The sequence below is a fragment of the Stenotrophomonas sp. 85239_Sma genome, assembly GCF_056481725.1.
Map to the genome: position 1 here is coordinate 1,409,661 of NZ_CM151163.1, position 21,665 is coordinate 1,431,325.

Sequence of the window (21,665 nt, forward strand, 5' to 3'; positions counted from 1 at the left end):
AAACGGGGGCCCGAAGGCCCCCGCTGCTGGGTACGTGTGGAAGGAGTGGCAGGTAGACCCACGTCCTGCGTGGATGCAGGAGGGGCCGGGCCCTTTCCAGTGGGAAAGGGATCCGACCCTGCCGTGAGCGATCAGAAGAACGCGCGGATGCCGAATGCGACACCACGGCCCGGCAGCGGCGAGTAGTCGCGCAGCAGCGAGGTATGCGGACGCACTTCGCGGTTGGTCAGGTTGCTGCCATCCAGGAACACCTCGTAGCTGTTGCTCGCGTTGCGATCCCAGCGGTAGGCCAGATGCGCGTCGACCAGGGTGTAGCCATCGCTCGGGGCTTCGTTCTGGGCGACATCCTTCTGGCGGCTGTAACGCACCGCACCGACCGAGGCGCGCCAGCCATCCTTCGACCAGCGCAGGTCGGCACCGACACGGGCTGGAGCGATGCGCGGCAGGTAGCCGGTGTTGGCCAGCTCCACCGTGTAGTTGTGGTTGTGGTCGCCATGCGGCACGGCAATGTCCAGGTTGCGGCTGCCGCTGCCATCCAGCTTGGCCTTCACGTAGTCGCCGAACAGGCGCAGATCCCAGTCACCGGCGCCACCCTCGAACAGGTGCACCAGTGCTTCAGCCTCGGCACCGCGGAACACCGCGTCCTGCTGGGTCCAGGCGCGGACCGGCAGGCCCTCGGTGACGCCGGTGTCGGCGAGGTAGATGAAGTCCTTGAACTTGGTCTGGTAGATCGACGCGGAGAAGTCCAGGCGCTCGCTGTGGGTGTGGATACCCAGTTCCACGCGCTGGCCGCGCTCGGTCTTCAGGTTGGTGTCGCCGATTTCCAACGAGCGGGTGGCGATGTGCGCGCCAGCGGCGTACAGCTCTTCGTTGGTCGGTGCACGCTCGGAGCTGTCCACGCCGATGCGCAGGTCAACGGCATCGTTGAGCTTCCAGATACCGGCGGCAGACAGATTGGTGGCGCCGAACGTGCGGCGGCGGTAGTCGCCGGTCGGGTCCAGCTTTACCTGGTCGTGGCGGCCGCCGAGTTCCAGCTTGAAGGGACCGAACTGCTTTTCCTGCAGCACGAACAGGCCGATGTTCTTCGTGCCGGTATCCGGTACGAACGCCTCTTCGCCCTTGGCACCGAAATCGCTGTTGCCGAACTGCAGGCCGAAGGCACCGTCCCAGCCGCCGATCTGCTGCTGCACGGCTTCCAGGCGCGCTTCGATGCCGCGGTTGGTGAAGCGGGTGGACGGCGTGCCGGCCTCCAGCTCCACGTGCTCATAGTCGGTGTAGGCCACGCGTGCGTTGATGTTCTTCAGGAACGAGACCGGGTTGTAGATGCCGGCCTTGGTCTCGAAGCGGTTCTGCACCATGTCGATGCGCACGTCATGCTCGTCGCCGCCTTCCTCTTCATCGCCATGGTCGTGATCGTGGTCATGGCCATGATCATCACCGTCGGCGTGCACGTGTGCACCATTGGGAATGCCGTAGTTGGTGCGGTAGGTGCTGGCCGACACACCGAAGTAGCCGCCTTCGCCCAGCCACGTTGCGCCGACGCCGCCGGCGCGGGTGCGGATCGAGCTGTTGTCCAGACGGCCCCGGCGCGGTTCTTCGCCCTCTGCCGCATCGTGATCATGGTCGTGATCGTGCTCATGATGATCTTCAAGGCTGTCGATCACCGCGTACCCGGGAATGCGGTAGTCGTCGCCGTTGCGGACCAGGCCATCCACATGCAGCACGACATTGCCACTGACGCCGTCGAGGCGGAACATGCCGCTGCGCTCATTGTTCACCGAATTGCCGCGCAGCTCGGCGCGGCCGCTGAGTGGGCGCTCCGGCAGCTCGCGCGCGATGCGGCCATCGACCACGTTGACCGCACCACCAATGGCGCCGCTGCCGAACAGCAGCGTGGCCGGACCCTTCAGCACTTCGATCTGGTCGGCCAGGAACGGCTCGATGCTGGTGGCGTGGTCGGCACTGACCGTGGAGGCGTCCATGTTGCCCATGCCGTTGGACAGCACGGCCACGCGCGGGCCTTCCTGGCCGCGGATGATCGGGCGGCCGACGCCGGGGCCGAAGAAGGTGCTCTGCACGCCGGGCAGCTTGGCCACGGTATCGCCGAGGGTGCCGGCCTTCTGCTCGTCCAGGCGCTCACCGGCCAGCACGTCCACCGGGCGCGCCAGCGATTCGGCATCGCCCTGCAGCGGCGACGCGGTGACCTGCACCGACGACAGCTCGGTCAGGTGGCGGTCACGATGGGAGGTGTCCTGGCCGGCTGCAAGGGCGACGGACGGCAGCAGGGTGGCCAGGGCCAGTGCCAGGGAATGCGGCTTGAGCCGTGGGGTGTGGGCGGGCATGGACGGGTCCTTTGTTACAATGTATCAATCACGGGGCGCACGAATCCCGTCGATGGGACAGGGGGAGGGAAACCGTGCGGGTCGGAGAGGGATGTTATATTATTCCATAACGATTCGCCGACCCTGCTGGAAGTCATGTCCCTGTCCTCACGCCTGCGCCACCTGCTCGACCGTTTCGGTGCCACTGGTTCGATGCTGTGCGCCGTGCATTGCGCGGTGATCCCCGTGCTGCTGGCGGCGGCGCCGTCGCTGGGGCTGTCGTTCTGGCTGAGCGATGGCGTGGAACAGGCGCTGGTGGTGTTCGTGACCCTGCTTGGGCTGTTCAGCCTGGTCTGGGGCTACCGCCGTCACGGTGCGCTGCGCGCGCTGGGCTTCCTGATCCCCGGCCTGGTCGCGTTGTGGGCCGGTGTGCTGTACGACCCGCTGCATCACAACGCGGTGCCCCATGCGGTGGTGATGACCATCGGCGGCCTGCTGGTGGGCGTTGCCCATCTGGTCAACCTGCGCCTCAACCACGGCCACGTGCACGACGCCAGCTGCGCGCACTAGGTGCGCCGTGATAGGATTTCTGATCGTGCGCGGGGGCGCCCAGCAAGGCGGCCCCGCCGAACCCGTGTCAGTACGGGGTAACCAGATTTCACACTTGAGGAGTTGAAGACATGGGTAAGGGTGACCGCAAGACCGCCAAGGGCAAGCGCTACAACGCCAGCTACGGCAACGCCCGTTCGCACACCGTGAGCAAGGTCGCCGTAGGCGCCGCCGCCCCGGTTGCCAAGAAGACCGTGGCCAAGGCTCCGGCGAAGAAGGCTGTGGCGAAGAAGACCGTCGCCAAGGCCTGATCGGGCTGACCGACCGGTCCAAAGAAAACGCGGCGCCTGGCGCCGCGTTTTTTTATGCCTGTTCGGCGAGCCGAGCGTGGGCCCGGCTCTACAAACGGATCAGCGCAGCGTCTTCTTCAGCGTCTCCGCATTGCCGTCGTTCGGCGCGGCCGGCACCTGCAGCAGGTGGGCCAGCAGCGGGTAGACGTCGACATTGTCGAAGCCGTCGATCACCAGGCCCTGGCGGAACGACGGGCCGCTGGCCACGAACACCGCGCGCATGGAAGGCAACACGTTGTCGTAGCCATGCGAGCCACGATCCTGGTGCTCGCGCTTGGCGATCTTTTCCTGGTGCAGGGCATCCCAGCCTTCATCCATCATGCAGACAATGGCGGGAATGCGCGGGTGGGTGCCGTAGTGCAGGCGCGGCGGCAGATTCTCTTTCTTCCAGCACTCGTAGTGCGCGTGACGACCCAGCAGGGCACGTTCAGCCTCCGCCTCACGACCGGGCACTGGCGCGAAGCCCACCGACTGGCCTTGGCTGACAGTGCGCGCGATGGCCGGGGCAACCATCGATTCGGTGGAGATCACCTGGCCGACCGGGACGCTGGCCATGCCATGGTCGGAGACCACGATCACGTTGGTGGTGGCGGCCTGGCCGCGCTGCTGCAGTCCATCTAGCACCTGGCCGACGATCTGGTCGGCGCGCACGATGGCGTCGGCATACTGCTTCGATTCGGGGCCGTAGTTGTGGCCGGCCTTGTCCACGTGTTCCATGTACAGCGTGGTCAGGCGGGGGGCGTCGGCGTCGGTCTGTGCAAGCCAGTCCAGCACGATGCCCGCGCGTTGTTCCAGCGGTTCCTTGCCGTCGTAAACGCGCCACTGGCTCGGGCGCACGCCGCGGATTTCCGATTCGCTGCCCGGCCACGACGTAGTGGCGGTGCGCACCCCCGCGTTTTCCGCGCCGACCCAGATGGGTTCGCCGCCCCACCAGCGGCTGTCGGTCACCGCCTCACGGTTGCTCAGTTCGAACCGGCCGAGGGCGGCGTCGTCCATGCTGTTATTGACGATGCCGTGGTGGTCCGGACGCAGGCCGGTCACGATCGTGTAGTGGTTGGGGAAGGTCAGGGAAGGATAGGACGGCGTCATCCAGCGGGCGCGCACGCCACCGTCGATCATCCGCTGCAGGTTCGGGGTCAGCCCACGGTCCAGCGCATCGGCGCGCAGGCCGTCGATGGAGATCAGCAGCAACTTCGGTGGTGCAGCCGCAGCGACGGACGTGGGAACGGAGGCGGTAGGGGCGGGCGCAGTGGTGCAGGCAGCCAATGGCAGCAGCAGCGCCAGCGCGCAGGTCAGGCGTACGGAAGTCATCTGCTTATGATAATCCGCTGCAATGACCAAGCCGAGACACTTTGCGCCGAAGGGCGCAGCGTGTCCGCGCGTTTTTCCTGATCCCCGCGCCTGTCCGCGCGCGCCCTTCATCAAGAAGGGGCTTTTCCCCGGACATGTTCCTGATGCTTCCATCCACGCATGGCGTGGACCCACCACGCCATCCCACGGAATGGTGCTGTTGTTTCGGCTGTTGTCGTTGCTGTTGCCTCTGCGGGTGCCGGGCGCCGCCCGGCCGGCCCTCTCAGGCGAACAGCGGGGCCTGGCGTTGTTCCAGCCGCAGCAGCGCAGCCTTGGTTTCCAGGCCGCCACCGAAGCCGGTCAGCGCGCCGTTGCTGCCGATCACGCGATGGCAGGGCAGGATGATCGGCAACGGATTGCGGCCGTTGGCTGCACCTACCGCGCGGGTTGCACTGGGTTGCCCCAGGTGCTGGGCCAGCTGCAGGTAGCTCCAGGTCTGGCCGAACGGAATCAGCGCCAGCGCCTGCCAGACGCGCAGCTGGAATGGCGTGCCACGGGGTGCCAGCTCCAATTCAAAGTGGCTGCGCTCACCGTGCAGGAACTGCAGCAGCTGTTCGCGCGCCTGCGGCAATGCATCCGGTGCGTAGTGCCAGCCATCGCGCCCGCGCGCGGGGTGGCGGTTCTCGGGGAACAGCACATGCGAAAGACCATGCTCGTCACCGGCGATGGTCAATACGCCGATCGGGCTGTCGAAACGATCGAACAACAGGGTCATGTCGGTTCTCCAACGAAAGTGCCGGACAGGTGCCACAGGTGCAGCACGGCATAGGCGCGCCACGGGCGCCACGGTTGCGAGCGCGCTTCGGTTGCACGTTCGCTCAGGCGCTGGCCCTGCGCGTGGCCGAGGACTTGCTGCAGCACAAGATCGCCGGCCGGGAAGGCGTCGGGCTGGCCGAGTCCGCGCAGGGCGATGTACTGCGCGGTCCATGGGCCGATGCCGGGCAGTGCAACGCAGCGGGCAACAAATTCTTCCAGCGCCTGGCCGGGCCCGAAGTCGAGCTGGCCGTTGGCGCAGGCGGTGGCCAATGCACGCACGGTGGCGGCGCGGCTGCGCGGCAGGCCGATCGATTCCAGGGGCGCCTCGGCCAATACCTCGGGTGCCGGGAACTGGCGATCGAAGTCGGACGGCATGCCCGGCAGGTGCGCGCCATAGGCATCGACCAGCCGCCGCGCGAAGGTGGTGGCTGCGGCAACAGTGACCTGCTGGCCGAGCACGGCGCGCACGCCGACCTCGAAGCCATCCCAGCCACCGGGCACGCGCAGCCCCGGGCGCTCGGCGATGCCACGCGCGAGCAATGGTTCTTCATGCAGCGCGGCGTGGACCTGCTGCAGGTCGGCATCCAGATCGAATACGCGACGCACGCGGCGCACGATGTCCGGGATCAGGCGCGGATCCACCGCGCCCAGCTGCAGGCGAAGCTCCGGTCGCTTCGGGTCCGCAGTGACGCGCAGCAGGGTGGGGCGCTCCGGCGTACCGAGCACGCGCTGGTAGCTGTCCTCGCCGATCAGTTCGATGCCGGGCAGGCTGCGCTTGCGCAGGAAAGCCAGCATGCGCGGGAAGTCCAGCGGTGGCCGGTAGCCCAGGCGCAGCACCAGGCCGCCATCGTCGGCGGCCAGCGGTTGATGCTGGCGGCGCAGTGCGGTGGGCGCCATGCCGCAGCCCTGCAGGAACGCGGTATTGAAACGGCGCAGGCTGTTGTAGCCGGCGGCCAGCGCGACGTCGGTCACCGCCAGCGTGGTTTCAGTCAGCAGCTGCTTGGCCAGCAGCAGGCGATGGGTGGCATGGATCTGCCCGGGCGTCGCACCCAGGTGCTCGACGAACAGACGCTGCAGCTGGCGCGCACTGAGACCAAGCTTCGTTGCAAGAGCGGCTACCGGCTGCTCCTGCAGGAAGCCGCCGTGGATCAGGGCCAGGGCGCGCTGGACGGTCTGCCCGGCCAGTGCCTGTTGCGCCTGTGGTGCCAGTTCCGGGCGGCAGCGCAGGCACGGGCGATAGCCGGCGGCGGCAGCAGCGGCGGCGGTCGGGTAGTAGGTGATGTTGCGCGGCTTGGGTGGCGGCGCCGGGCACACCGGACGGCAATAGATGCCAGTGCTGCGCACGGCGGTGAAGAACACGCCGTCGAAGCGTGCGTCGCGGGCCAGGCGGGCGCGGTCACAGGCGGCGGTGTCGAGGGCGAGGGCGGTGTCCATGGCGCCAGTCTAGGCGGGTGCGGGTGGCAATACTCGCCACATTCGGACATGGATGCTGGAGAGGGTACTGGCAGGGCTTGCAGCCCTGCACCCGCAACGTCAACGTCACCGTCAACGTCTCAATCAAAAGCTGGCAGTCCGTGGGATGGCGGGGCGGTGTGGGCTGGCAGGACACGCCGTAAACCCGTCCATGGGGGCTCGATGGCGCCATCCATGGCGCCAACGGTCCTGCCAGCCCCCATCGCCCCACCTCTGACAGTTGGTCGCTGCAGTTGGTGGGTGCCGACCGTTGGTCGGCACGCTTTGGCGCTGGTGGGTGTCGACCTTGGTCGACACGCTTCCCCAAGGGTCAGAAGGGGTTCAGTGCCACGCGCTGAATGCGCGGCCTGGACGGGTAGACTGTGGGCCTTGCTCCCTTCAATCCCGGTTGCCCGATGTCCGCCAAATTCCGCTGGTTGCCCCTGTTGTGCCTGGCCCTGGCGGGCTGCAGTCAGCTGGAGAATCCGGGCAATGTGACCGCTGCCGACAAGGCGGCGCGGGCGCCGGCCAGTGATGGCGAGAACATGGTCTCAATCAATGCCGCCGACGCGCCACCGCCGCCGGCACCGCCGCGCAGCCGGGCGGATCGGCCATGGCCGCAGGCGCAGCTGGAAAATGGTCGTGCGTGGATCAGCTGCAGCACGGAATATGCGGGCGATGCCGGCGACGGTGTCGAGCTGGAAGGCCTGCAGCGCGAGCAGATCAGCCAGGCCCTGGCACCGTGCGCCGAGCGTGGCCTGATGCGCGTGCGTTACGCCGGCAAGATCAACCCGGGCTTCGCCGAAATGATGTGGCGGCTGGCGGTGGTCGCCGATGAACAGAAGATCCACAAGCGCATCCTCGATCTGGATTCCAGCGGTGGCCAGGTGGAATCGGCGATCGTTGCCGGTGACAGCATCGGTGAATCGGGCTGGACCATCTGGGTGCGCGAGGGCGCGATCTGCCACAGCGCCTGCGTGTTCGTGCTGGCCGCAGGTGACAATCGACTGCTGTCGGGCAAGGTCGGCATCCACCGCATGATGCGCATCAGCTCCAAGGCCACTTCGCGCGCCGAGCTCAACCGCGAGCTGCACGAGGTCTACGACAACGTGAAGGACTACCTGCAGCGCAATGGCGTGGCGGTGGGCGTGGCCGATCTGATGATGACCGTGCCGAACCGCAGCCTGCGCCTGCTGACTCCGGAAGAGTTGCGCCAGTACGGCCTGGATGGCACCAACGCGGTGCAGGACGATCTGGAACGGATCAAGCAGATGCGTGCCTGCGGTGATGATTTCGTGCAGCGCAAGGACGCTTTCCTGATCGCTTTCGACCAGCAGTGCAAGCGCGAAGGCGCCGATATGGAAGCGATCAACAGCTGCGGCCAGGCCCTGAAGCAGCGCTACGGTTTCCCGGATGCGGTGTGCCCGGAAGAAAGCCCGCTGTCGGAGATCGATGTGGCGACGCTGCCACCGGCTCCGTCCGAGCCGCCGCCGGTGGCCGAGCAGGCGCCGGCAGACACCGGCACGCCTTCTGCGCAGGCCGATGCCGCAGCGGTGGAAAGCAGCCCCAACGCGCGCTGACGAACGGCTCACGGCGCTGGCGTAGACTGCGGTTCTTTCCCGAGAACCGGCGGTGTCCATGAAGCGCGTGCTCCTGCTGCTGTCCCTGCTGCCCGTAACCGCATTGGCGCAGGCACCTGCCCCGGCCACGCCTGCACCGGCCCCGGCACGCCCGGCCCCCGCCTCGCCGGCGGCCGCGAAGCCCGCTACCGCCGGTACCCCCGCGTTGACCGCTGCACAGCAGGCCCAGGTGCAGAAGCAGGATGCGGAAATGGGCGCGGCCGCAATGAAGGCAGCGCAGCTGGTCGATGCCAACCGCGCCGGCGAATTGTGGGATGGCGCTTCGGCCGTCGCGCGCCGTGCGGTACCGAAGGCGGCCTTCGTCAGTCAGCTGGCCACCGAGCGCACGCGCCTGGGGGCACTTGCCGGGCGTGGCCAACCAACCATCACCCGGGTCAAGTACAGCGCCGGTGCCGCAGTGCCGGAAGGGCTGTACATCAACGTCAGCTTCCCGACCCGCTTCGCCAACAGTGCACAACCGGTACGCGAGCTGGTTTCGTTCCGTTTCGACGAGGACCAGGTGTGGCGCCTGGCCGGTTACAGCCTGCGTGCGTCGGCCCCCTGAGGAGAAGAACGATGGCAACTGAACTGACGATGCTGGCCTGGTCGGTGCTGCTGGGCTTCGCCTATATCTTCGCCACCTCCACCGTGGTCACCCGCGAGCGCGGGATGAAGTGGAATGCCTCGGCGCGTGATGGCGAGGCCAAGCCGCTCAGTCCACTGGCCGGTCGCCTGCAGCGGGCCCAGTCCAACTTCCTGGAAACCTTCCCGTTCTTCGCCGCCGCCGCCATCGCAGTGGTCGTGGCCGGGCGCAGCAACGACACCACAGCGCTGGCCGCGCAGGCCTACTTCTGGGCGCGCGTGGCCTATCTGCCACTGTATGCCGCAGGCGTGCCCTATGTGCGCAGCCTGGTATGGCTGGTGTCGCTGCTGTCGATCCTGGCGCTGGTGTTCGCGTTGTTGTGATCCGGGCCTGATCCAGATCAAGGCCGGTCAGGTGCGTGGCGCTATGCTGGCCCGGACTGAATCAACGGCAGGAGGCGCGCATGCGCAGGATGGACGTGGTGGTGGTCGGCGCCGGACCGGCAGGCCTGTGCTTCGCGCGCGCGCTGGCCGGCAGCGGGTTGCAGGTCGGGCTGGTCGAAGTTCAGCCGCGCCAGGCCCTGGCCGAGGCCGCCTTCGATGGCCGCGAGATCGCGCTGACCCATGCCTCGCGGCAGAGCATGGAACAGCTGGGGTTGTGGCAGCGCCTGCCGCAGGCAGAAGTCGCTGAGCTGCGCGATGCCAAGGTGATGAACGGCGGCTCGCCATTCGCGCTGACCTTCGCCAGCAGCCAGGTCGATGGCCAGCCACTGGGTTGGCTGGTGCCCAATCATCTGATCCGCCGCGCTGCCTGGGATGCCGTGCAGGGCCAGGACGGCCTGGAACTGTTCGACGGGCGCAAGGTGCTGGGCGTGCAGGCCGATGCGCAGGGCCACGTGGTCAAGCTCGATGACGGCAGCCAACTGCACGCGCGGCTGCTGGTGGCTGCCGACAGCCGCTTCTCCGCCACCCGCCGCATGCTCGGCATCGGTGCGCAGATGCGCGACTTCGGCAAGTCGATGCTGGTGTGCCGCATGCAGGTCGAGCGCGACCATCATCACACCGCGTGGGAGTGGTTCGGCTACGGCCGCACGATGGCGCTGCTGCCGCTCAACGAGGGCCAGGCATCGGCGGTGATCACGCTGCCGCCGCGGCAGATCGAAGAACTGCTGGCGATGGACGAGGTGGCCTTCGGTGAAGCCATCAGTGCCTGCTTCGAGCACCGCCTGGGCCGGATGCAGCCGGTGGCCACGCCGCAGGCGTATCCGCTGGTGGGGGTGTTCGCGCATCGTTTCGTCGGCGAGCGTTCGGCGCTGATCGGCGATGCCGCGGTGGGCATGCATCCGGTCACGGCGCATGGCTTCAACCTGGGTCTGGCCAGCGCACAGCGGCTGGCGCAGGGCATCGTCGCGCAACAGCGCCGTGGCGCCGACATTGCCGCCGCCGGCATGCTGGCCAACTACCAGCGCGGTCATCGGCTGGCATCGCGTCCGTTGTACGAAGCCACCAATGCGATCGCCACCCTGTATACCGACGACCGCCGCCCGGCGCGCCTGCTGCGCGCGGCCGGCCTGCGCCTGGCGCAGGGCGTGGCACCGTTCAGGCAGCTGATTGCCTCGCACCTGACCCAGCGCGTGGCCTGAACAGCTTCAGATCAGCCGGCAGCCAGCACGCGGATCTGGCTGTCGGCGAATTCGACCACCTGGCCTGCGCGGATCTTGCAGGCCTTGCGCAGTTCGACTTCGCCGTCGACCCGCACCTGCCCCTCGCTGATGACCATCTTGGCCTCGCCGCCACTGGTGACCAGGTCGGCCAGCTTGAGCAGCTGCTTGAGTTCGACGTAGTCACCGTCGAGGTCGAATTCGAGAATCTGCATGGAGCGGGGTTCCTGGGAAGAGGGCAGGCCAGCGGCCGGACCGGAAAGAGGGCGCGTATTGTGCGCCAGCACGGGGCAGGACGGCACGCGCACGGAAAGCTGTATGCGTTGTTCAGGATCAATGCGGTATCATTCCGCTCTGAGCGAGTGAAATCTCCTCCGACCGAGCAGCGCCAGGGCACGCGATAAGAAGGGCGCCCAAAGCGCGGACCATCCCTTTTTTATCGCACTGCCAGGAAGACGGCAGTGCCTTCGGAGTTCCCCATGTCCCAAGATTCCCAAGCGCCGCTGCAGTTTGCGCAGCTCGGCCTGTCCGAGCCCGTGATGCAGGCGGTCACCGCCATTGGCTACGAAACTCCGTCGCCGATCCAGGCCGCCACCATCCCGGCGATGCTGGAAGGCCGCGACGTGCTGGGCCAGGCGCAGACCGGTACCGGCAAGACCGCTGCGTTTGCGCTGCCGGTACTGTCCAACATCGACCTGCAGCAGATCAAGCCCCAGGCCCTGATCCTGGCGCCGACCCGCGAACTGGCCATCCAGGTCGCCGAGGCGTTCCAGTCCTATTCGTCGAAGATCCCGGGCTTCCGCGTGCTGCCGGTGTACGGTGGCCAGCCCTACGGCCAGCAGCTGTCGGCGCTGCGCCGTGGCGTGCACATCGTGGTCGGTACTCCCGGCCGCGTGATCGATCACCTGGACCGCAGCACCCTGGACCTGTCCGAGCTGAAGACGCTGGTGCTGGACGAAGCCGATGAAATGCTGCGCATGGGCTTCATCGACGACGTCGAAGCCGTGCTGAAGAAGCTGCCGGAGCAGCGCCAGGTAGCCCTGTTCTCGGCCACCATGCCGCCGCAGATCCGCCGCATCGCGCAGACCTACCTGCAGGACCCGGTGGAAGTGACCATCGCGGCCAAGACCACCACCTCGGCCAACATCCGCCAGCGCTATTGGTGGGTGAGCGGCATGCACAAGCTGGACGCGCTGACCCGCATCCTGGAAGTCGAGCCGTTCGACGCGATGATCATCTTCGCGCGCACCAAGGCCGGCACCGAAGAACTGGCCAGCAAGCTGCAGGCCCGTGGCCTGGCCGCTGCCGCCATCAACGGTGACATGCAGCAGGCCCAGCGTGAGCGCACCATCGCCATGCTGAAGGAAGGCAAGCTGGACATCCTGGTTGCCACCGACGTGGCCGCCCGGGGCCTGGACGTGGAGCGCATCAGCCACGTGCTGAACTACGACATCCCGTACGACACCGAAAGCTACGTGCACCGCATCGGCCGTACCGGCCGTGCCGGCCGCAGCGGCGAGGCGATCCTGTTCGCCACCCCGCGCGAGAAGGGCATGCTGCGCCAGATCGAGCGCGCCACCCGCCAGCCGATCGAAGAGATGCAGCTGCCGAGCGTGGAAGCGGTCAACGACACCCGCATCAACAAGTTCACCTCGCGCATCAGCGAAACCCTTGGCGCTGGCGGCCTGGATTTCTACCGCCAGCTGCTGGAGCGTTTCGAGAGCGAGCAGAACGTGCCGGCCATTGAAGTGGCTGCCGCGCTGGCGAAGATGCTGCAGGGTGACACCCCGTTCCTGCTGCAGCCGCCGGTGCGTGCCCCGCGTGAAGAGCGCGCACCGCGCGAACGCTTCGACCGTGGTGACCGCCCGGAACGTGGCGATCGCTTCGACCGCAACGAGCGTGGTCCGCGCTTCGAGCGTGGCCCGCGCCGCGATGACGCCGAAGGTGGTTTCGAGCAGCGTCCGCGCCGCGAGGTTCCGCCGCGTGGTGCTCCGGAGCAGGGCATGGAGACCTACCGCATTTCGGTTGGCCACCAGCACGGCGTGAAGCCGGCCAACATCGTCGGCGCCATCGCCAACGAAGCCGGCCTGGAAAGCCGCTTCATCGGCCGCATCGACATCCACGATGACTTCTCGCTGCTGGACCTGCCGGCACAGATGCCGCCGGACGTGCTGTCGCACCTGCAGAAGGTCTGGGTGTCGGGCCAGCAGCTGCAGATGCGTGCGCTGGCCCCGGGTGAAGACACCAACCCGGCCCCGCGTCCGTTCAAGCCGCGCTTCGACAAGCGTGGTCCGGGCGGCCCGGGTGGCCCGCGTCGTGGTGGTCCGGGCGGTCCGGGTGGCCACGGTGGCGACCGCGGCGGTGACCGCGACAGCCGCCCGCCGCGTCGCGATGGCTTCAAGCCGCGCGGCCCGCGCAGCTACTGATCCGCACCCGCAGCCGTCCAGAAAAAGGGGACGGAGGGGATTAAGTCGTATATGGCAGGCCATGCGCTTATGCCGGAAACGACTTAATCCCCTCCGTCCCCTTTTTCGCATGGCCCACACATTGCCGGTCATAGGCTGGGCCGGTTCCAGGGAGGTTGTCACCGCAGCACATTCGGGGGGATCCGGGATGGGTAGAAGTGGCACGGACCAGCAGAGCCGGCGGGTGCCGATGACCCGTGGGCTGGGATTGCGCTTTGCGTTGTTGACGGGCATGGCGATCGGGTTGGTTGCGCTGTCCGCATTGATCCAGGAACTGCAGGCGGCCTCCACCGCCTGGATTGCCGGCCAGGGCTACTGGTCACGGGGGCAGCAGGATGCGACCGCTGCGCTCAGCCGCTATCTTGCGCGCGGCGATGCGCAGGACCTGGACGATGCACGCAGGGCGCTGCAGGTGCCATTGGGTGATCTGCAGGCGCGGCTGGCGCTGGAACAGGGCGAGCCGGACGAAGCCAAAGCCAGGCAGGGATTCCTGCAGGGCGGCAATGCGCGCGCCGATATCCCGCGGCTGGTGTTCTCGTTCCGCTATGCACGCGACATCGGTGCCTTCCGCGAGGCGACCGCGCTGTGGCGGAAGACCGACGGTGACCTGATGGCCGTGCAGCGCCTGATCGATGAGTTGCAGCTGCGGCATGACGGTGGCCCGGTGCCGATCGCCGTACGTGACCAATACCTGCAACAGCTGCGCGACCTCGACCGGCGGATGCAGGTACAGAGCCAGGCGTTCTCGCAGGCGCTGTTGCGGATGGCGACGCTGGTGAGGCTGGCCACGTTGATGGTTGCGGGCCTGTCGGTGCTGGCGATCAGCCTGATGGCGGTCGCGCTGGCGCGGCGCGTGGGCAAGGATCTGACAGAACACGAGAGCCGTTTCCGCGCTGCGTTCTACCAGGCCAACGTTGGCATGCTCAAGCTCGATGCCGAAGGCAAGGTGGTCGAGGCCAACCAGGCGATGGCCGATATCCTCGATCACCGTCGTGACATGCTGCTGCAGCTGTCGCTGGGGGACCTGCTGATGGATGGCGAGCTGGTCATCGATGGGGTGGGGCGCATCGATTGGGACCGCCAGCTGCGACCGAGCGAACTGCGCTTCCGCCGTCGCGATGGCAGCCTGGTCTGGGGCCGCTGGAGCGGCACCGGCGTGCGCAGTACCGGCGGTGGCCTGTCGGTGTTCGCAATCATCGAGGACGTCAGCCAGAACCATGCATTGGCGCGCGAGATCGAGCACCATGCCAGCCATGATCCGCTGACCGGCCTGATCAACCGCCGGGAGATCGAGCGGCTGCTGGAACGCGCGCTGTTGCAGGTGCGCAGCGAGGGCGGCACGCACGCGCTGTGCTACATCAACCTGGACCATTTCAAGCTGGTCAACGACAGCTTCGGCCACGCCGCCGGCGACCAGATGCTGCGCAGCTTCGCCGACTACCTGGTGGCGGCAGTGCGCGATGGCGACTGGGTGGGCCGGCTGGGTGCGGACGAGTTCGCGGTGTTCCTTGCCCATGCCGGGCAGGACGAGGCCAAGCGCGTGCTGCAGCGGGTGATCCGCCACTTGGGCCAGGCCACGTTCCCGGTCAGCGAGGGCAGCCCGCAGTTGAGCTGCAGCATCGGCGTGGTCGAGGTCAGCGCCGAGGCACCGGATGTGAACTGGCTGATGAGCGCCGCCGACAGCGCCTGCTATGCGGCCAAGCAGGCCGGGCGCAACCGCGTGCACTGCTTCAACGAAAACCGCATGGCGCTGGAGGAACGGCGCCGGGAAGCCGAACGCCTGCAGGGCGTCAGCCTGGCCATGGCCGAGAACCGCATGGTGCTGTATGCGCAGCGCATTGCCCGCGTTGGCGATCCCGCGTACCTGCACTATGAGGTGCTGGTGCGCATGCGCGGCAGCGATGGCAGCCTGCACCTGCCGGGCCAGTTCATGCCGGCGGTGGAGCGTTATGGCATGGCCGTGGCGCTGGACCGGCATGTGCTGGGCCTGCTGTTCCGGCATCTGCAGGTGTGCCCGGCGCACGTCCGGCAGCTGGGCCTGTGCAACGTCAACGTCTCGGCGCAGTCGATCGCCGAGCCAGGCTTCCTCGCCTTCGTCTGCGACCTGCTGGAGCGCAACCGCGCAGTGGCCTCCAAGCTGTGCTTCGAAATCACCGAGACCGCTGCGATCAGCAACCTCAGCCAGGCGCGTGCCTTCATCGATGCGGTGAAGGCGCGTGGCTGCCGGATGGCGTTGGACGATTTCGGCTCCGGACTGTCCTCGTTTGGCTACCTGCGCCAGCTGCCGGCCGACATCCTGAAGATCGACGGTGCCTTCGTGCGCGACATGGATACCGATCCGGTCAGCCACGCCACCGTGCGCGCGATCAGTGAACTGGGGCGCGAACTGCAGATGGAGGTGGTGGCCGAATGGGTGGAGACCGCCGAAGTCGCCGCCGCGCTGACCCGGCTCGGCGTGCAGGGCCTGCAGGGCTATGCGGTCGAGCGGCCGCAGCCGCTGGAACGGATGACCCTGAGTGACCTGAGGCCGGTCCGCCTGGTGGCGGTGAAGGGGCCTCCGGCGGCTGGCTGAACGACTGTCGGCGACTTTGGTCTACACGTGCGCTGCAGCCGCGGCTGCGATAATGCCCGGCAGGGGCGACGCGCAGCGGGCGCGGGCGTAAGCAGGAACAGGACGTGGCGTGGGCGGCAGGCAGTGGCAGTACGGAACAGGAGCGGTGCTGGTCGTGCTGCTGGTGTGGTTGGCAACGCCGTGGCCGCTGTGGGCCGCTGTGGCCGAAGCCGGGCGCGATTACCTGCTGGTCGGTGCAGCCACCGATGAACCCACCCCGCATCGCGGCTGCACGCCGGAGATGCTGCAGGGGCCACGGCAGCAGGTGCAGGTGGCCGCGCCCGCCGGCGGCTGGTCGGGCCAGCCGCAGGCACTGGACGTGTTCAATGTGTTCGCTGGCGAAGTGCGCGTGCAGCATGGGGATCGCGAAATCTGCGGCAACATGCATGATGCCCGTACCCGTGATTCACGGTTCCGCGCAGGCATCGGCCTGGTCGCGGTACCGCCGGCGGGCAGCCATGAACCATTCCTGGTGTCATGGCAGACGCCGCTGAAGGCGCGCTGGGTACCGACCCTGCGGTTGGGGGCGCCCAGCCCCGTACAGCAGAACGATACCGCTCGCCTGCTGGTGCGTGCGGCCTGCATCGCCGTGGCGATCGCATTGGCGTTGTCGGCGCTGATGGCCTTCCTCACTACCCGCGACCGCAGCTTTCTGGTCTACACCGCCGGTACCACCGTGCTGGTGCTGTGGCAGGCCATCCTTGGTGGCCTCAGCGGCTACCCGGAGCCGTGGCTGCCGGTGGGCGAGCGCGGTGCCTGGTGGCTGCTGGCATTGACCGCCGCGTCCCAGGCATTGGTGCTGCCGGCGCTGTGGCGTCTGAACGGCGGCGACCGCCTGCTGCCGCGTTCGCGCCCGGTGCAGCTGCTGGCGCTATGGGGATTGCTGGTGCTGGCCGCATGGCTGCCCTGGCTGCAGTGGGACAGCCTGGGCTGGGTGGCGCAGGGCCTGCAGGTGTCCTACCTGCTGGGCTGTGGCCTGGCATTGATGGTCGGGGTGTGGGCGCGGCTGCGCGGTGACCGCTGGGCGCAGGCCGGGTTGGCGGCGCTGGCGCCGATGCTGGTGTTGATCCTGGCTGACGCCTGCCGCGCTGCGTGGCTGCTGGAGTACCGCGTGGAGGCGCTGCAGCTGTCGGTGACCTGGCTGCTGATGATGGCCGCCTATGCGCTGAACCAGCGGCTGGGCCGCCTGCGCCAGCAGCGCGATGAGCTGCGCCAGCTGGCCGAAACCGATGGCCTGACCGGGCTGCCCAACCGCCGTGCCGGGCTGCAGCAGCTGGCACGGCAGCTGGAACGGGTCGAACGCGAAGGTGGTCCGCTGGTGATCGGCTTCCTCGACATCGACCTGTTCAAGGACATCAATGACCGCCATGGCCACGCCGTGGGCGACCAGGTGCTGGTGGCGGTGGCACGTGCACTGCGTGCGGCGGTGCGCAGCCAGGACCAGGTAGTGCGGATGGGCGGCGAGGAGTTCCTGCTGCTGATGCCGGGCATGCCGCGCGAGACGGCGTCGGCACGCCTGGATCGCCTGCGCCAGCACATCACCGAAGCGGGCCGGGCGCTGCAGGTGCCGGGCCTGGAGGTGACCGCCAGCATCGGCCTGGCGCAGTGGCGGCCGGGCGAGGACGACCTGGCTGCGCTGTTGCGCCGGGCTGACCACGCCATGTACGTGGCCAAGCGTGCGGGCCGCGACCGGGTGTTCGACGGTGAAGAACTCGATCCGCCGGCCCCGGCATGAAGCGCAGCGGGCGGCGATGCCGGATAATGGACCGATGACCACCCGACTCAACAAACATATCGCCGACACCGGCTTCTGCTCCCGCCGCGAGGCCGATCGCCTGATCGCTGCCCGCCGGGTCACCGTCAACGGCCATCCGGCCGGCACCGGCGCGGTGGTGGGCGAGGAAGACCAGGTGCTGGTCGACGGCCAGCCGCTGCGCGCGCGCGTGGCCCGCAAGCCTGGTGCCCGTCGCCACGTCTACATCGCGCTGAACAAGCCGGTCGGCGTCACCTGCACGACCGAGACGTCGGTCAAGGGCAACATCGTCGATTTCGTCGGCCACGAACAGCGCATTTTCCCGATCGGCCGCCTGGACAAGGAATCGGAGGGGCTGATCCTGATGACCAGCAACGGCGACATCGTCAACCAGATCCTGCGTGCCGAGAACGGCCACCAGAAGGAATACCTGGTGGCGGTGAACAAGCCGGTCACCGATGAATTCCTGCGCGGCATGGCCCGTGGCGTTCGCATCCACGACCAGATGACGCTGCCGTGCAAGACCTCGCGCATCGCCAAGTTCGGTTTCCGCATCACGCTGCAGCAGGGCCTGAACCGGCAGATCCGCCTGATGGCGGCTGAGTTCGGCTATCGGGTGACCCAGCTGCGCCGCGTGCGCATCGACAACATCAAGATTGGCGCGCTGAAGCCAGGCCAGTGGCGCAACCTGACCGAGCAGGAACTGCAGGGCCTGCTGCCGAAGCAGCTGGACTGGTAAACCGATAGGTGCAGAGCCGAGCATGGACCCGGTTCTGCATCAGCTAGACTCCGAAGTGACCTGCCGGAACCTGACGCTGCATGATCAAGCCCGACAAGCCTGCCAACGAAGCTCTTCGGCTCGAGGCGCTGTACCGCTACCGGATCCTTGATTCGCAGCGCGAGAAGTCATTCGACGACCTGGTGGCGATCGCCAGGGCGGTCTGCGGTACCTCGATGGCGGCGGTGACCCTGATCGACGTCGAACGGCAGTGGTTCAAATCGATCCAGGGCATCGACGCGGCGGAGAACCTGCGCAGCGAATCGATGTGTGGCCACGCCATCCTGCAGCCGCAGGAAATCATGGTGGTGGAGGATGCATTGCAGGACATCCGCTTCCACGACAACCCGGTGGTGACCGGCGACCCGCACATCCGCTTCTATGCCGGTGCACCCTTGATCAGTTCCGATGGCCTGCCACTGGGCACGCTGTGCGTATTCGATGCGCAACCGCAGCGCCTGCCCAGCGACAAGGCCGAAGCGCTGGCCGCGCTGTCGCGGCAGGTGATGCTGGTGATGGAACTGCGCCGCTTCGCGCTCGACATCCAGAAACACATGCTGGAGCGTGATGACTACGAGCGCCTGCTGTCGGAGTACCAGGACGTGCTGCTGGCGCAGAATGCCGACCTGGCCGAGCAGAGCCGCACCGATGCATTGACCGGCCTGCCGAACCGTCGCGCGATGGCGGCAGCGCTGGAAGAGGCGATGGCGGAGATCGATGGGCAACCTGGACTGGCCTGTGTCGCGCTGCTGGACATCGACCATTTCAAGCACATCAACGACTTCCAGGGCCACGCCACCGGCGACCGGGTGCTGGCCGAGCTGGGCGTGCTGCTGCGCTCGCACTTTGCCGGCCGTGGCATGGCCGCGCGCTATGGCGGCGAAGAGTTCGTGGCGGTGATGCCGGGCACCGACCTGCACACGGCCGAACTGCAGTGCGAGTTCCTGCGCCTGGCTGTGGCAGCCCTTCCGCTGGGATTTCCGGTCACGATCAGTATTGGTGTGGCCCAGCACCAGCCCGGTGAAAGCGTGGATGACACGCTGGCGCGCGCCGACAAGGCGCTGTACCGCGCCAAGGGCAATGGCCGCAACCGGGTGGAACGGGCGGGCTGAGCCCTGCATGCAGTAGATCCACGCCATGCGTGGATGCTTTTGCCGATTGGGTAACGCCGTGTCGCGGCCTGTGCGATTGCGCCCGGCGAATATGCCGTTCCTGTTCCCACGGACACAACCATGCTGCAGACCCTGGCCATCGCCCACTATCGCTCACTGCATGGGCTGGTACTGCCGCTGCAGCAGTTGAACGTAGTCACCGGGGACAACGGCAGTGGCAAGTCCAGCCTGTACCGCGCGCTGCGCCTGCTCGCGGAGACCGCACAGGGCGGCGTCGCGGCGGTGCTGGCCCGCGAAGGCGGCCTCGCTTCGGCGCTGTGGGCGGGCCCCGAAAAAATGGACCGCCGGGTCACTGCCGGCGAAATCCCATTGCAGGGCGGCCCGCGACAGGAATCGGTGGGACTGAAGCTGGGCTTCACCACCGACGAATTCGGCTACGCCATCGATCTGGGCTACCCGCCGCCCAGCCGATCGGCCTTCGCACTGGACCCGCAGATCAAGGCCGAAGCGATCTGGGCGGGCCCGTTCCTGCGCAGCGCCAACCTGCTGGTCGACCGGCGCGGGGCGATGGTGCGGCAACGCCAAGCGCGTGGCTGGGATCTGGTCGACGACCGCTTGTCACTGTTCGACAGCCTGTTTACCCAGGTCGGCGATCCGCAGCGCATGCCGGAAACCATCGCCCTGCGCGAGTACATCCGCCGTTGGCGCTTCTACGATCATTTCCGCAGCGACGCCGATGCACCGGCGCGGCAGCCGGCGATGGCCACGCGTACGCCGGTGCTGCACCACGACGGGCGGGATCTGGCCGCGGCCTGGGTCACCATCCTCGAGATCGGCGACGCGGTCGCGTTGGCACGCAGCGTCGACGATGCCTTCCCGGGCGCCACGGTTGGCTTCGAGGAACTGGATGGCCGGTTGGCGCTGCGTTTCCACCAGCCGGGGCTGCTGCGGCCATTGTCGATGGCCGAACTCTCCGACGGCACGCTGCGCTTCCTGCTGCTGGCCGCTGCGCTGCACACGCCGCGTCCGCCGCCGCTGCTGGTGCTCAACGAGCCGGAGACCAGCCTGCATCCAGACCTGCTGCCGGCACTGGCGCGGCTGATCATCGCGGCCAGTGCACGCAGCCAGGTATGGGTGGTGTCACATGCCAGCCGACTGATCGCGGCGCTGGAACAGGCACCGGGTTGCCATTCGCTGCACCTGCACAAGAAACAGGGCCGCACATTGCTCAGCGGGCAGGGCCTGCTGGATGCCCCGGCATGGCATTGGCCGCAGCGTTGATACGGCGATCCACGCCCGGTAGATCCACGCCATGCGTGGATGCACTCAATCGGCGATGTTGCGCGCCTCGGCCGTACCGAGGATCTCCGGGTGCTGCATCGGCTTGCGACGGTTCAGCAGTGGATGCAGGAATACGGCACCGACGATGATCGCCACGCCCAGGTAGAACCATGGGGTGACTTCGTGCTGCTCGCGCAGCAGCACCACCGCCAGCACCACCGCATAGACCGGCTCCAGGTTGGTCACCAGCTGCACCGTGTAGGCGCTCAGATGGCGCAGTGCGACCAGGGCCAGGGCGAACGGCAGCAGCGTGCAGAACCCGGCCAGCACCAGCAGCAGGATGCCGTCGTGCAGGTCCGGAACCACCCACAGCGGGCTGGCCAGCGCTGGCAGCAGGTACGGCATCAGCGGTGCCAGCAGGGTCAGGGTGAGGGTGCCCGCACCCAGTTCCAGTGCGGTGACCGTGAGCGGATCCGCATGGCTGACCATGCGCTTGTTGAGCGAGCCGAATACCGCCACCAGCAGCGCCGAGATCGCACCGATCAACACACCCAGGCGCATGCCATCGGGCACGCCACCGACCACCAGTGCGACACCCGGCAGCACGGCCAGGCCGAAGGCGAGTTCACGCAGCTGGAACGGCCGCTTGGCCACCCAGGGTTCGATGATCGAGGTGAACACTGGCGCCAGCGCGATGCAGGTGGCGGCTACCGAGGCATTGGCCAGCTTCACCGCACCGTAGAACGTCAGCCAGTGCAGCGCGACCAACGCGCCGATGCCGGCGTAGCCCGCCACCAGCCGCAGGGGCAGCGTGCGCAATCCACGCCAGACCCGCGGCAGCAGGGCCAGCATCGCCGTCACCAGCAGCATGCGCCACCACACCAGCGGCAGCGCCGGCAGGGTGATCAGCTTGCCGAGGATGGCGGTGACGCCCCACAGCAGGACACAGAAATGGATCTGCCACAGCGCTTTGCGGGTGTCGGGTGTGCTCATCGGCCTATTGTGAGGCAAGGCGATGACCGCAG

18 protein-coding genes are annotated in these 21,665 nt (G+C 67.6%); 12 read left to right on the forward strand and 6 right to left on the reverse strand.

Going from position 1 to position 21,665, the window contains the following annotated elements:
- Nucleotides 1-131: 131 nt before the first annotated feature.
- Nucleotides 132-2,342 carry a TonB-dependent receptor gene (locus ACYKG1_RS06640; RefSeq protein ID WP_262226444.1) on the reverse strand — a complete coding sequence of 737 codons (2,211 nt, stop codon included), beginning with the start codon at nt 2,340-2,342 and terminating at the stop codon, nt 132-134.
- Nucleotides 2,343-2,477: 135 nt separating this feature from the next.
- On the opposite strand from ACYKG1_RS06640, the gene ACYKG1_RS06645 reads away from it, so the two are divergent.
- Nucleotides 2,478-2,891, forward strand: a complete 414-nt coding sequence (locus ACYKG1_RS06645) for a MerC domain-containing protein (RefSeq protein ID WP_008264835.1) — start codon at nt 2,478-2,480, stop codon at nt 2,889-2,891.
- Between the two features lie 110 nt (nt 2,892-3,001).
- Nucleotides 3,002-3,181, forward strand: coding sequence for a 30S ribosomal protein THX (locus ACYKG1_RS06650; RefSeq protein ID WP_100471719.1), 180 nt, complete (start codon nt 3,002-3,004; stop codon nt 3,179-3,181).
- Between the two features lie 99 nt (nt 3,182-3,280).
- Here ACYKG1_RS06650 and ACYKG1_RS06655 read toward each other — a convergent pair whose 3' ends face one another.
- The 3 genes from ACYKG1_RS06655 to ACYKG1_RS06665 all read right to left on the reverse strand — a co-directional run bounded on the left by ACYKG1_RS06655 (nt 3,281) and on the right by ACYKG1_RS06665 (nt 6,760).
- The gene (locus tag ACYKG1_RS06655; RefSeq protein WP_478472195.1) at nt 3,281-4,531 is read right to left on the reverse strand and encodes an alkaline phosphatase family protein; all 1,251 of its coding nucleotides are present in this window, start codon (nt 4,529-4,531) and stop codon (nt 3,281-3,283) included.
- 262 nt (nt 4,532-4,793) lie between these two features.
- A complete protein-coding gene (locus ACYKG1_RS06660; RefSeq protein ID WP_100471721.1) occupies nt 4,794-5,285 on the reverse strand; it encodes a methylated-DNA--[protein]-cysteine S-methyltransferase in 492 nt (163 codons plus the stop codon).
- Entirely contained in the window at nt 5,282-6,760 is a 1,479-nt protein-coding gene (locus tag ACYKG1_RS06665; protein WP_478472197.1) for a DNA-3-methyladenine glycosylase 2 family protein, read from the reverse strand. The genes ACYKG1_RS06660 and ACYKG1_RS06665 overlap by 4 nt, the downstream gene beginning before the upstream one ends.
- A 434-nt stretch (nt 6,761-7,194) precedes the next feature.
- Here ACYKG1_RS06665 and ACYKG1_RS06670 point away from each other — a divergent pair, with 434 nt between their 5' ends.
- The 4 genes from ACYKG1_RS06670 to ubiM all read left to right on the forward strand — a co-directional run bounded on the left by ACYKG1_RS06670 (nt 7,195) and on the right by ubiM (nt 10,622).
- Complete coding sequence (locus tag ACYKG1_RS06670) at nt 7,195-8,358, forward strand: COG3904 family protein (RefSeq protein WP_478472198.1); 1,164 nt, start codon at nt 7,195-7,197, stop codon at nt 8,356-8,358.
- A gap of 58 nt (nt 8,359-8,416) precedes the next feature.
- Nucleotides 8,417-8,962 carry a DUF4019 domain-containing protein gene (locus tag ACYKG1_RS06675; protein WP_100471724.1) on the forward strand — a complete coding sequence of 182 codons (546 nt, stop codon included), beginning with the start codon at nt 8,417-8,419 and terminating at the stop codon, nt 8,960-8,962.
- Nucleotides 8,963-8,973: 11 nt separating this feature from the next.
- Complete coding sequence (locus ACYKG1_RS06680; RefSeq protein WP_100471725.1) at nt 8,974-9,363, forward strand: MAPEG family protein; 390 nt, start codon at nt 8,974-8,976, stop codon at nt 9,361-9,363.
- A gap of 80 nt (nt 9,364-9,443) precedes the next feature.
- A complete protein-coding gene (ubiM, locus tag ACYKG1_RS06685) occupies nt 9,444-10,622 on the forward strand; it encodes a 5-demethoxyubiquinol-8 5-hydroxylase UbiM (RefSeq protein WP_478472200.1) in 1,179 nt (392 codons plus the stop codon).
- A gap of 11 nt (nt 10,623-10,633) precedes the next feature.
- On the opposite strand, the gene ACYKG1_RS06690 is transcribed toward ubiM, so the two are convergent.
- Nucleotides 10,634-10,855, reverse strand: a complete 222-nt coding sequence (locus ACYKG1_RS06690; RefSeq protein WP_014036469.1) for an RNA-binding S4 domain-containing protein — start codon at nt 10,853-10,855, stop codon at nt 10,634-10,636.
- A gap of 264 nt (nt 10,856-11,119) precedes the next feature.
- Between ACYKG1_RS06690 and ACYKG1_RS06695 the strand changes: the two genes are divergently transcribed.
- The 6 genes from ACYKG1_RS06695 to ACYKG1_RS06720 all read left to right on the forward strand — a co-directional run bounded on the left by ACYKG1_RS06695 (nt 11,120) and on the right by ACYKG1_RS06720 (nt 20,640).
- On the forward strand, nt 11,120-13,066 hold the full coding sequence (locus tag ACYKG1_RS06695; protein WP_100471727.1) for a DEAD/DEAH box helicase: 1,947 nt from the start codon (nt 11,120-11,122) through the stop codon (nt 13,064-13,066).
- A gap of 187 nt (nt 13,067-13,253) precedes the next feature.
- Complete coding sequence (locus ACYKG1_RS06700) at nt 13,254-15,677, forward strand: putative bifunctional diguanylate cyclase/phosphodiesterase (protein WP_262084523.1); 2,424 nt, start codon at nt 13,254-13,256, stop codon at nt 15,675-15,677.
- Between the two features lie 109 nt (nt 15,678-15,786).
- On the forward strand, nt 15,787-17,451 hold the full coding sequence (locus ACYKG1_RS06705) for a sensor domain-containing diguanylate cyclase (RefSeq protein WP_478472202.1): 1,665 nt from the start codon (nt 15,787-15,789) through the stop codon (nt 17,449-17,451).
- A gap of 34 nt (nt 17,452-17,485) precedes the next feature.
- Nucleotides 17,486-18,208 (forward strand): pseudouridine synthase, encoded by a 723-nt coding sequence (locus ACYKG1_RS06710; protein ID WP_005408708.1) that lies wholly within the window; start codon nt 17,486-17,488, stop codon nt 18,206-18,208.
- Between the two features lie 80 nt (nt 18,209-18,288).
- Nucleotides 18,289-19,359, forward strand: a complete 1,071-nt coding sequence (locus ACYKG1_RS06715) for a GGDEF domain-containing protein (protein WP_262084521.1) — start codon at nt 18,289-18,291, stop codon at nt 19,357-19,359.
- A 120-nt stretch (nt 19,360-19,479) separates the two neighbouring features.
- A complete protein-coding gene (locus ACYKG1_RS06720; protein ID WP_478472204.1) occupies nt 19,480-20,640 on the forward strand; it encodes an AAA family ATPase in 1,161 nt (386 codons plus the stop codon).
- 45 nt (nt 20,641-20,685) lie between these two features.
- Here the strand turns inward: ACYKG1_RS06720 and ACYKG1_RS06725 are convergent, their stop codons facing one another.
- Entirely contained in the window at nt 20,686-21,633 is a 948-nt protein-coding gene (locus ACYKG1_RS06725; RefSeq protein ID WP_100471731.1) for a DMT family transporter, read from the reverse strand.
- Nucleotides 21,634-21,665: the final 32 nt, after the last annotated feature.

Coding starts and splice junctions, on each gene's coding strand:
- ACYKG1_RS06680 (WP_100471725.1), top strand. CDS start 8,974: ATGGCAACTGAACTGACGATGCTGGCCTGGTCGGTGCTGCTGGGCTTC.
- ACYKG1_RS06690 (WP_014036469.1), bottom strand. CDS start 10,855: ATGCAGATTCTCGAATTCGACCTCGACGGTGACTACGTCGAACTCAAG.
- ACYKG1_RS06720 (WP_478472204.1), top strand. CDS start 19,480: ATGCTGCAGACCCTGGCCATCGCCCACTATCGCTCACTGCATGGGCTG.
- ACYKG1_RS06695 (WP_100471727.1), top strand. CDS start 11,120: ATGTCCCAAGATTCCCAAGCGCCGCTGCAGTTTGCGCAGCTCGGCCTG.
- ACYKG1_RS06670 (WP_478472198.1), top strand. CDS start 7,195: ATGTCCGCCAAATTCCGCTGGTTGCCCCTGTTGTGCCTGGCCCTGGCG.
- ACYKG1_RS06665 (WP_478472197.1), bottom strand. CDS start 6,760: ATGGACACCGCCCTCGCCCTCGACACCGCCGCCTGTGACCGCGCCCGC.
- ACYKG1_RS06655 (WP_478472195.1), bottom strand. CDS start 4,531: ATGACTTCCGTACGCCTGACCTGCGCGCTGGCGCTGCTGCTGCCATTG.
- ACYKG1_RS06650 (WP_100471719.1), top strand. CDS start 3,002: ATGGGTAAGGGTGACCGCAAGACCGCCAAGGGCAAGCGCTACAACGCC.
- ACYKG1_RS06660 (WP_100471721.1), bottom strand. CDS start 5,285: ATGACCCTGTTGTTCGATCGTTTCGACAGCCCGATCGGCGTATTGACC.
- ACYKG1_RS06675 (WP_100471724.1), top strand. CDS start 8,417: ATGAAGCGCGTGCTCCTGCTGCTGTCCCTGCTGCCCGTAACCGCATTG.
- ACYKG1_RS06645 (WP_008264835.1), top strand. CDS start 2,478: ATGTCCCTGTCCTCACGCCTGCGCCACCTGCTCGACCGTTTCGGTGCC.
- ACYKG1_RS06725 (WP_100471731.1), bottom strand. CDS start 21,633: ATGAGCACACCCGACACCCGCAAAGCGCTGTGGCAGATCCATTTCTGT.
- ACYKG1_RS06715 (WP_262084521.1), top strand. CDS start 18,289: ATGATCAAGCCCGACAAGCCTGCCAACGAAGCTCTTCGGCTCGAGGCG.
- ACYKG1_RS06710 (WP_005408708.1), top strand. CDS start 17,486: ATGACCACCCGACTCAACAAACATATCGCCGACACCGGCTTCTGCTCC.
- ubiM (WP_478472200.1), top strand. CDS start 9,444: ATGCGCAGGATGGACGTGGTGGTGGTCGGCGCCGGACCGGCAGGCCTG.
- ACYKG1_RS06700 (WP_262084523.1), top strand. CDS start 13,254: ATGGGTAGAAGTGGCACGGACCAGCAGAGCCGGCGGGTGCCGATGACC.
- ACYKG1_RS06640 (WP_262226444.1), bottom strand. CDS start 2,342: ATGCCCGCCCACACCCCACGGCTCAAGCCGCATTCCCTGGCACTGGCC.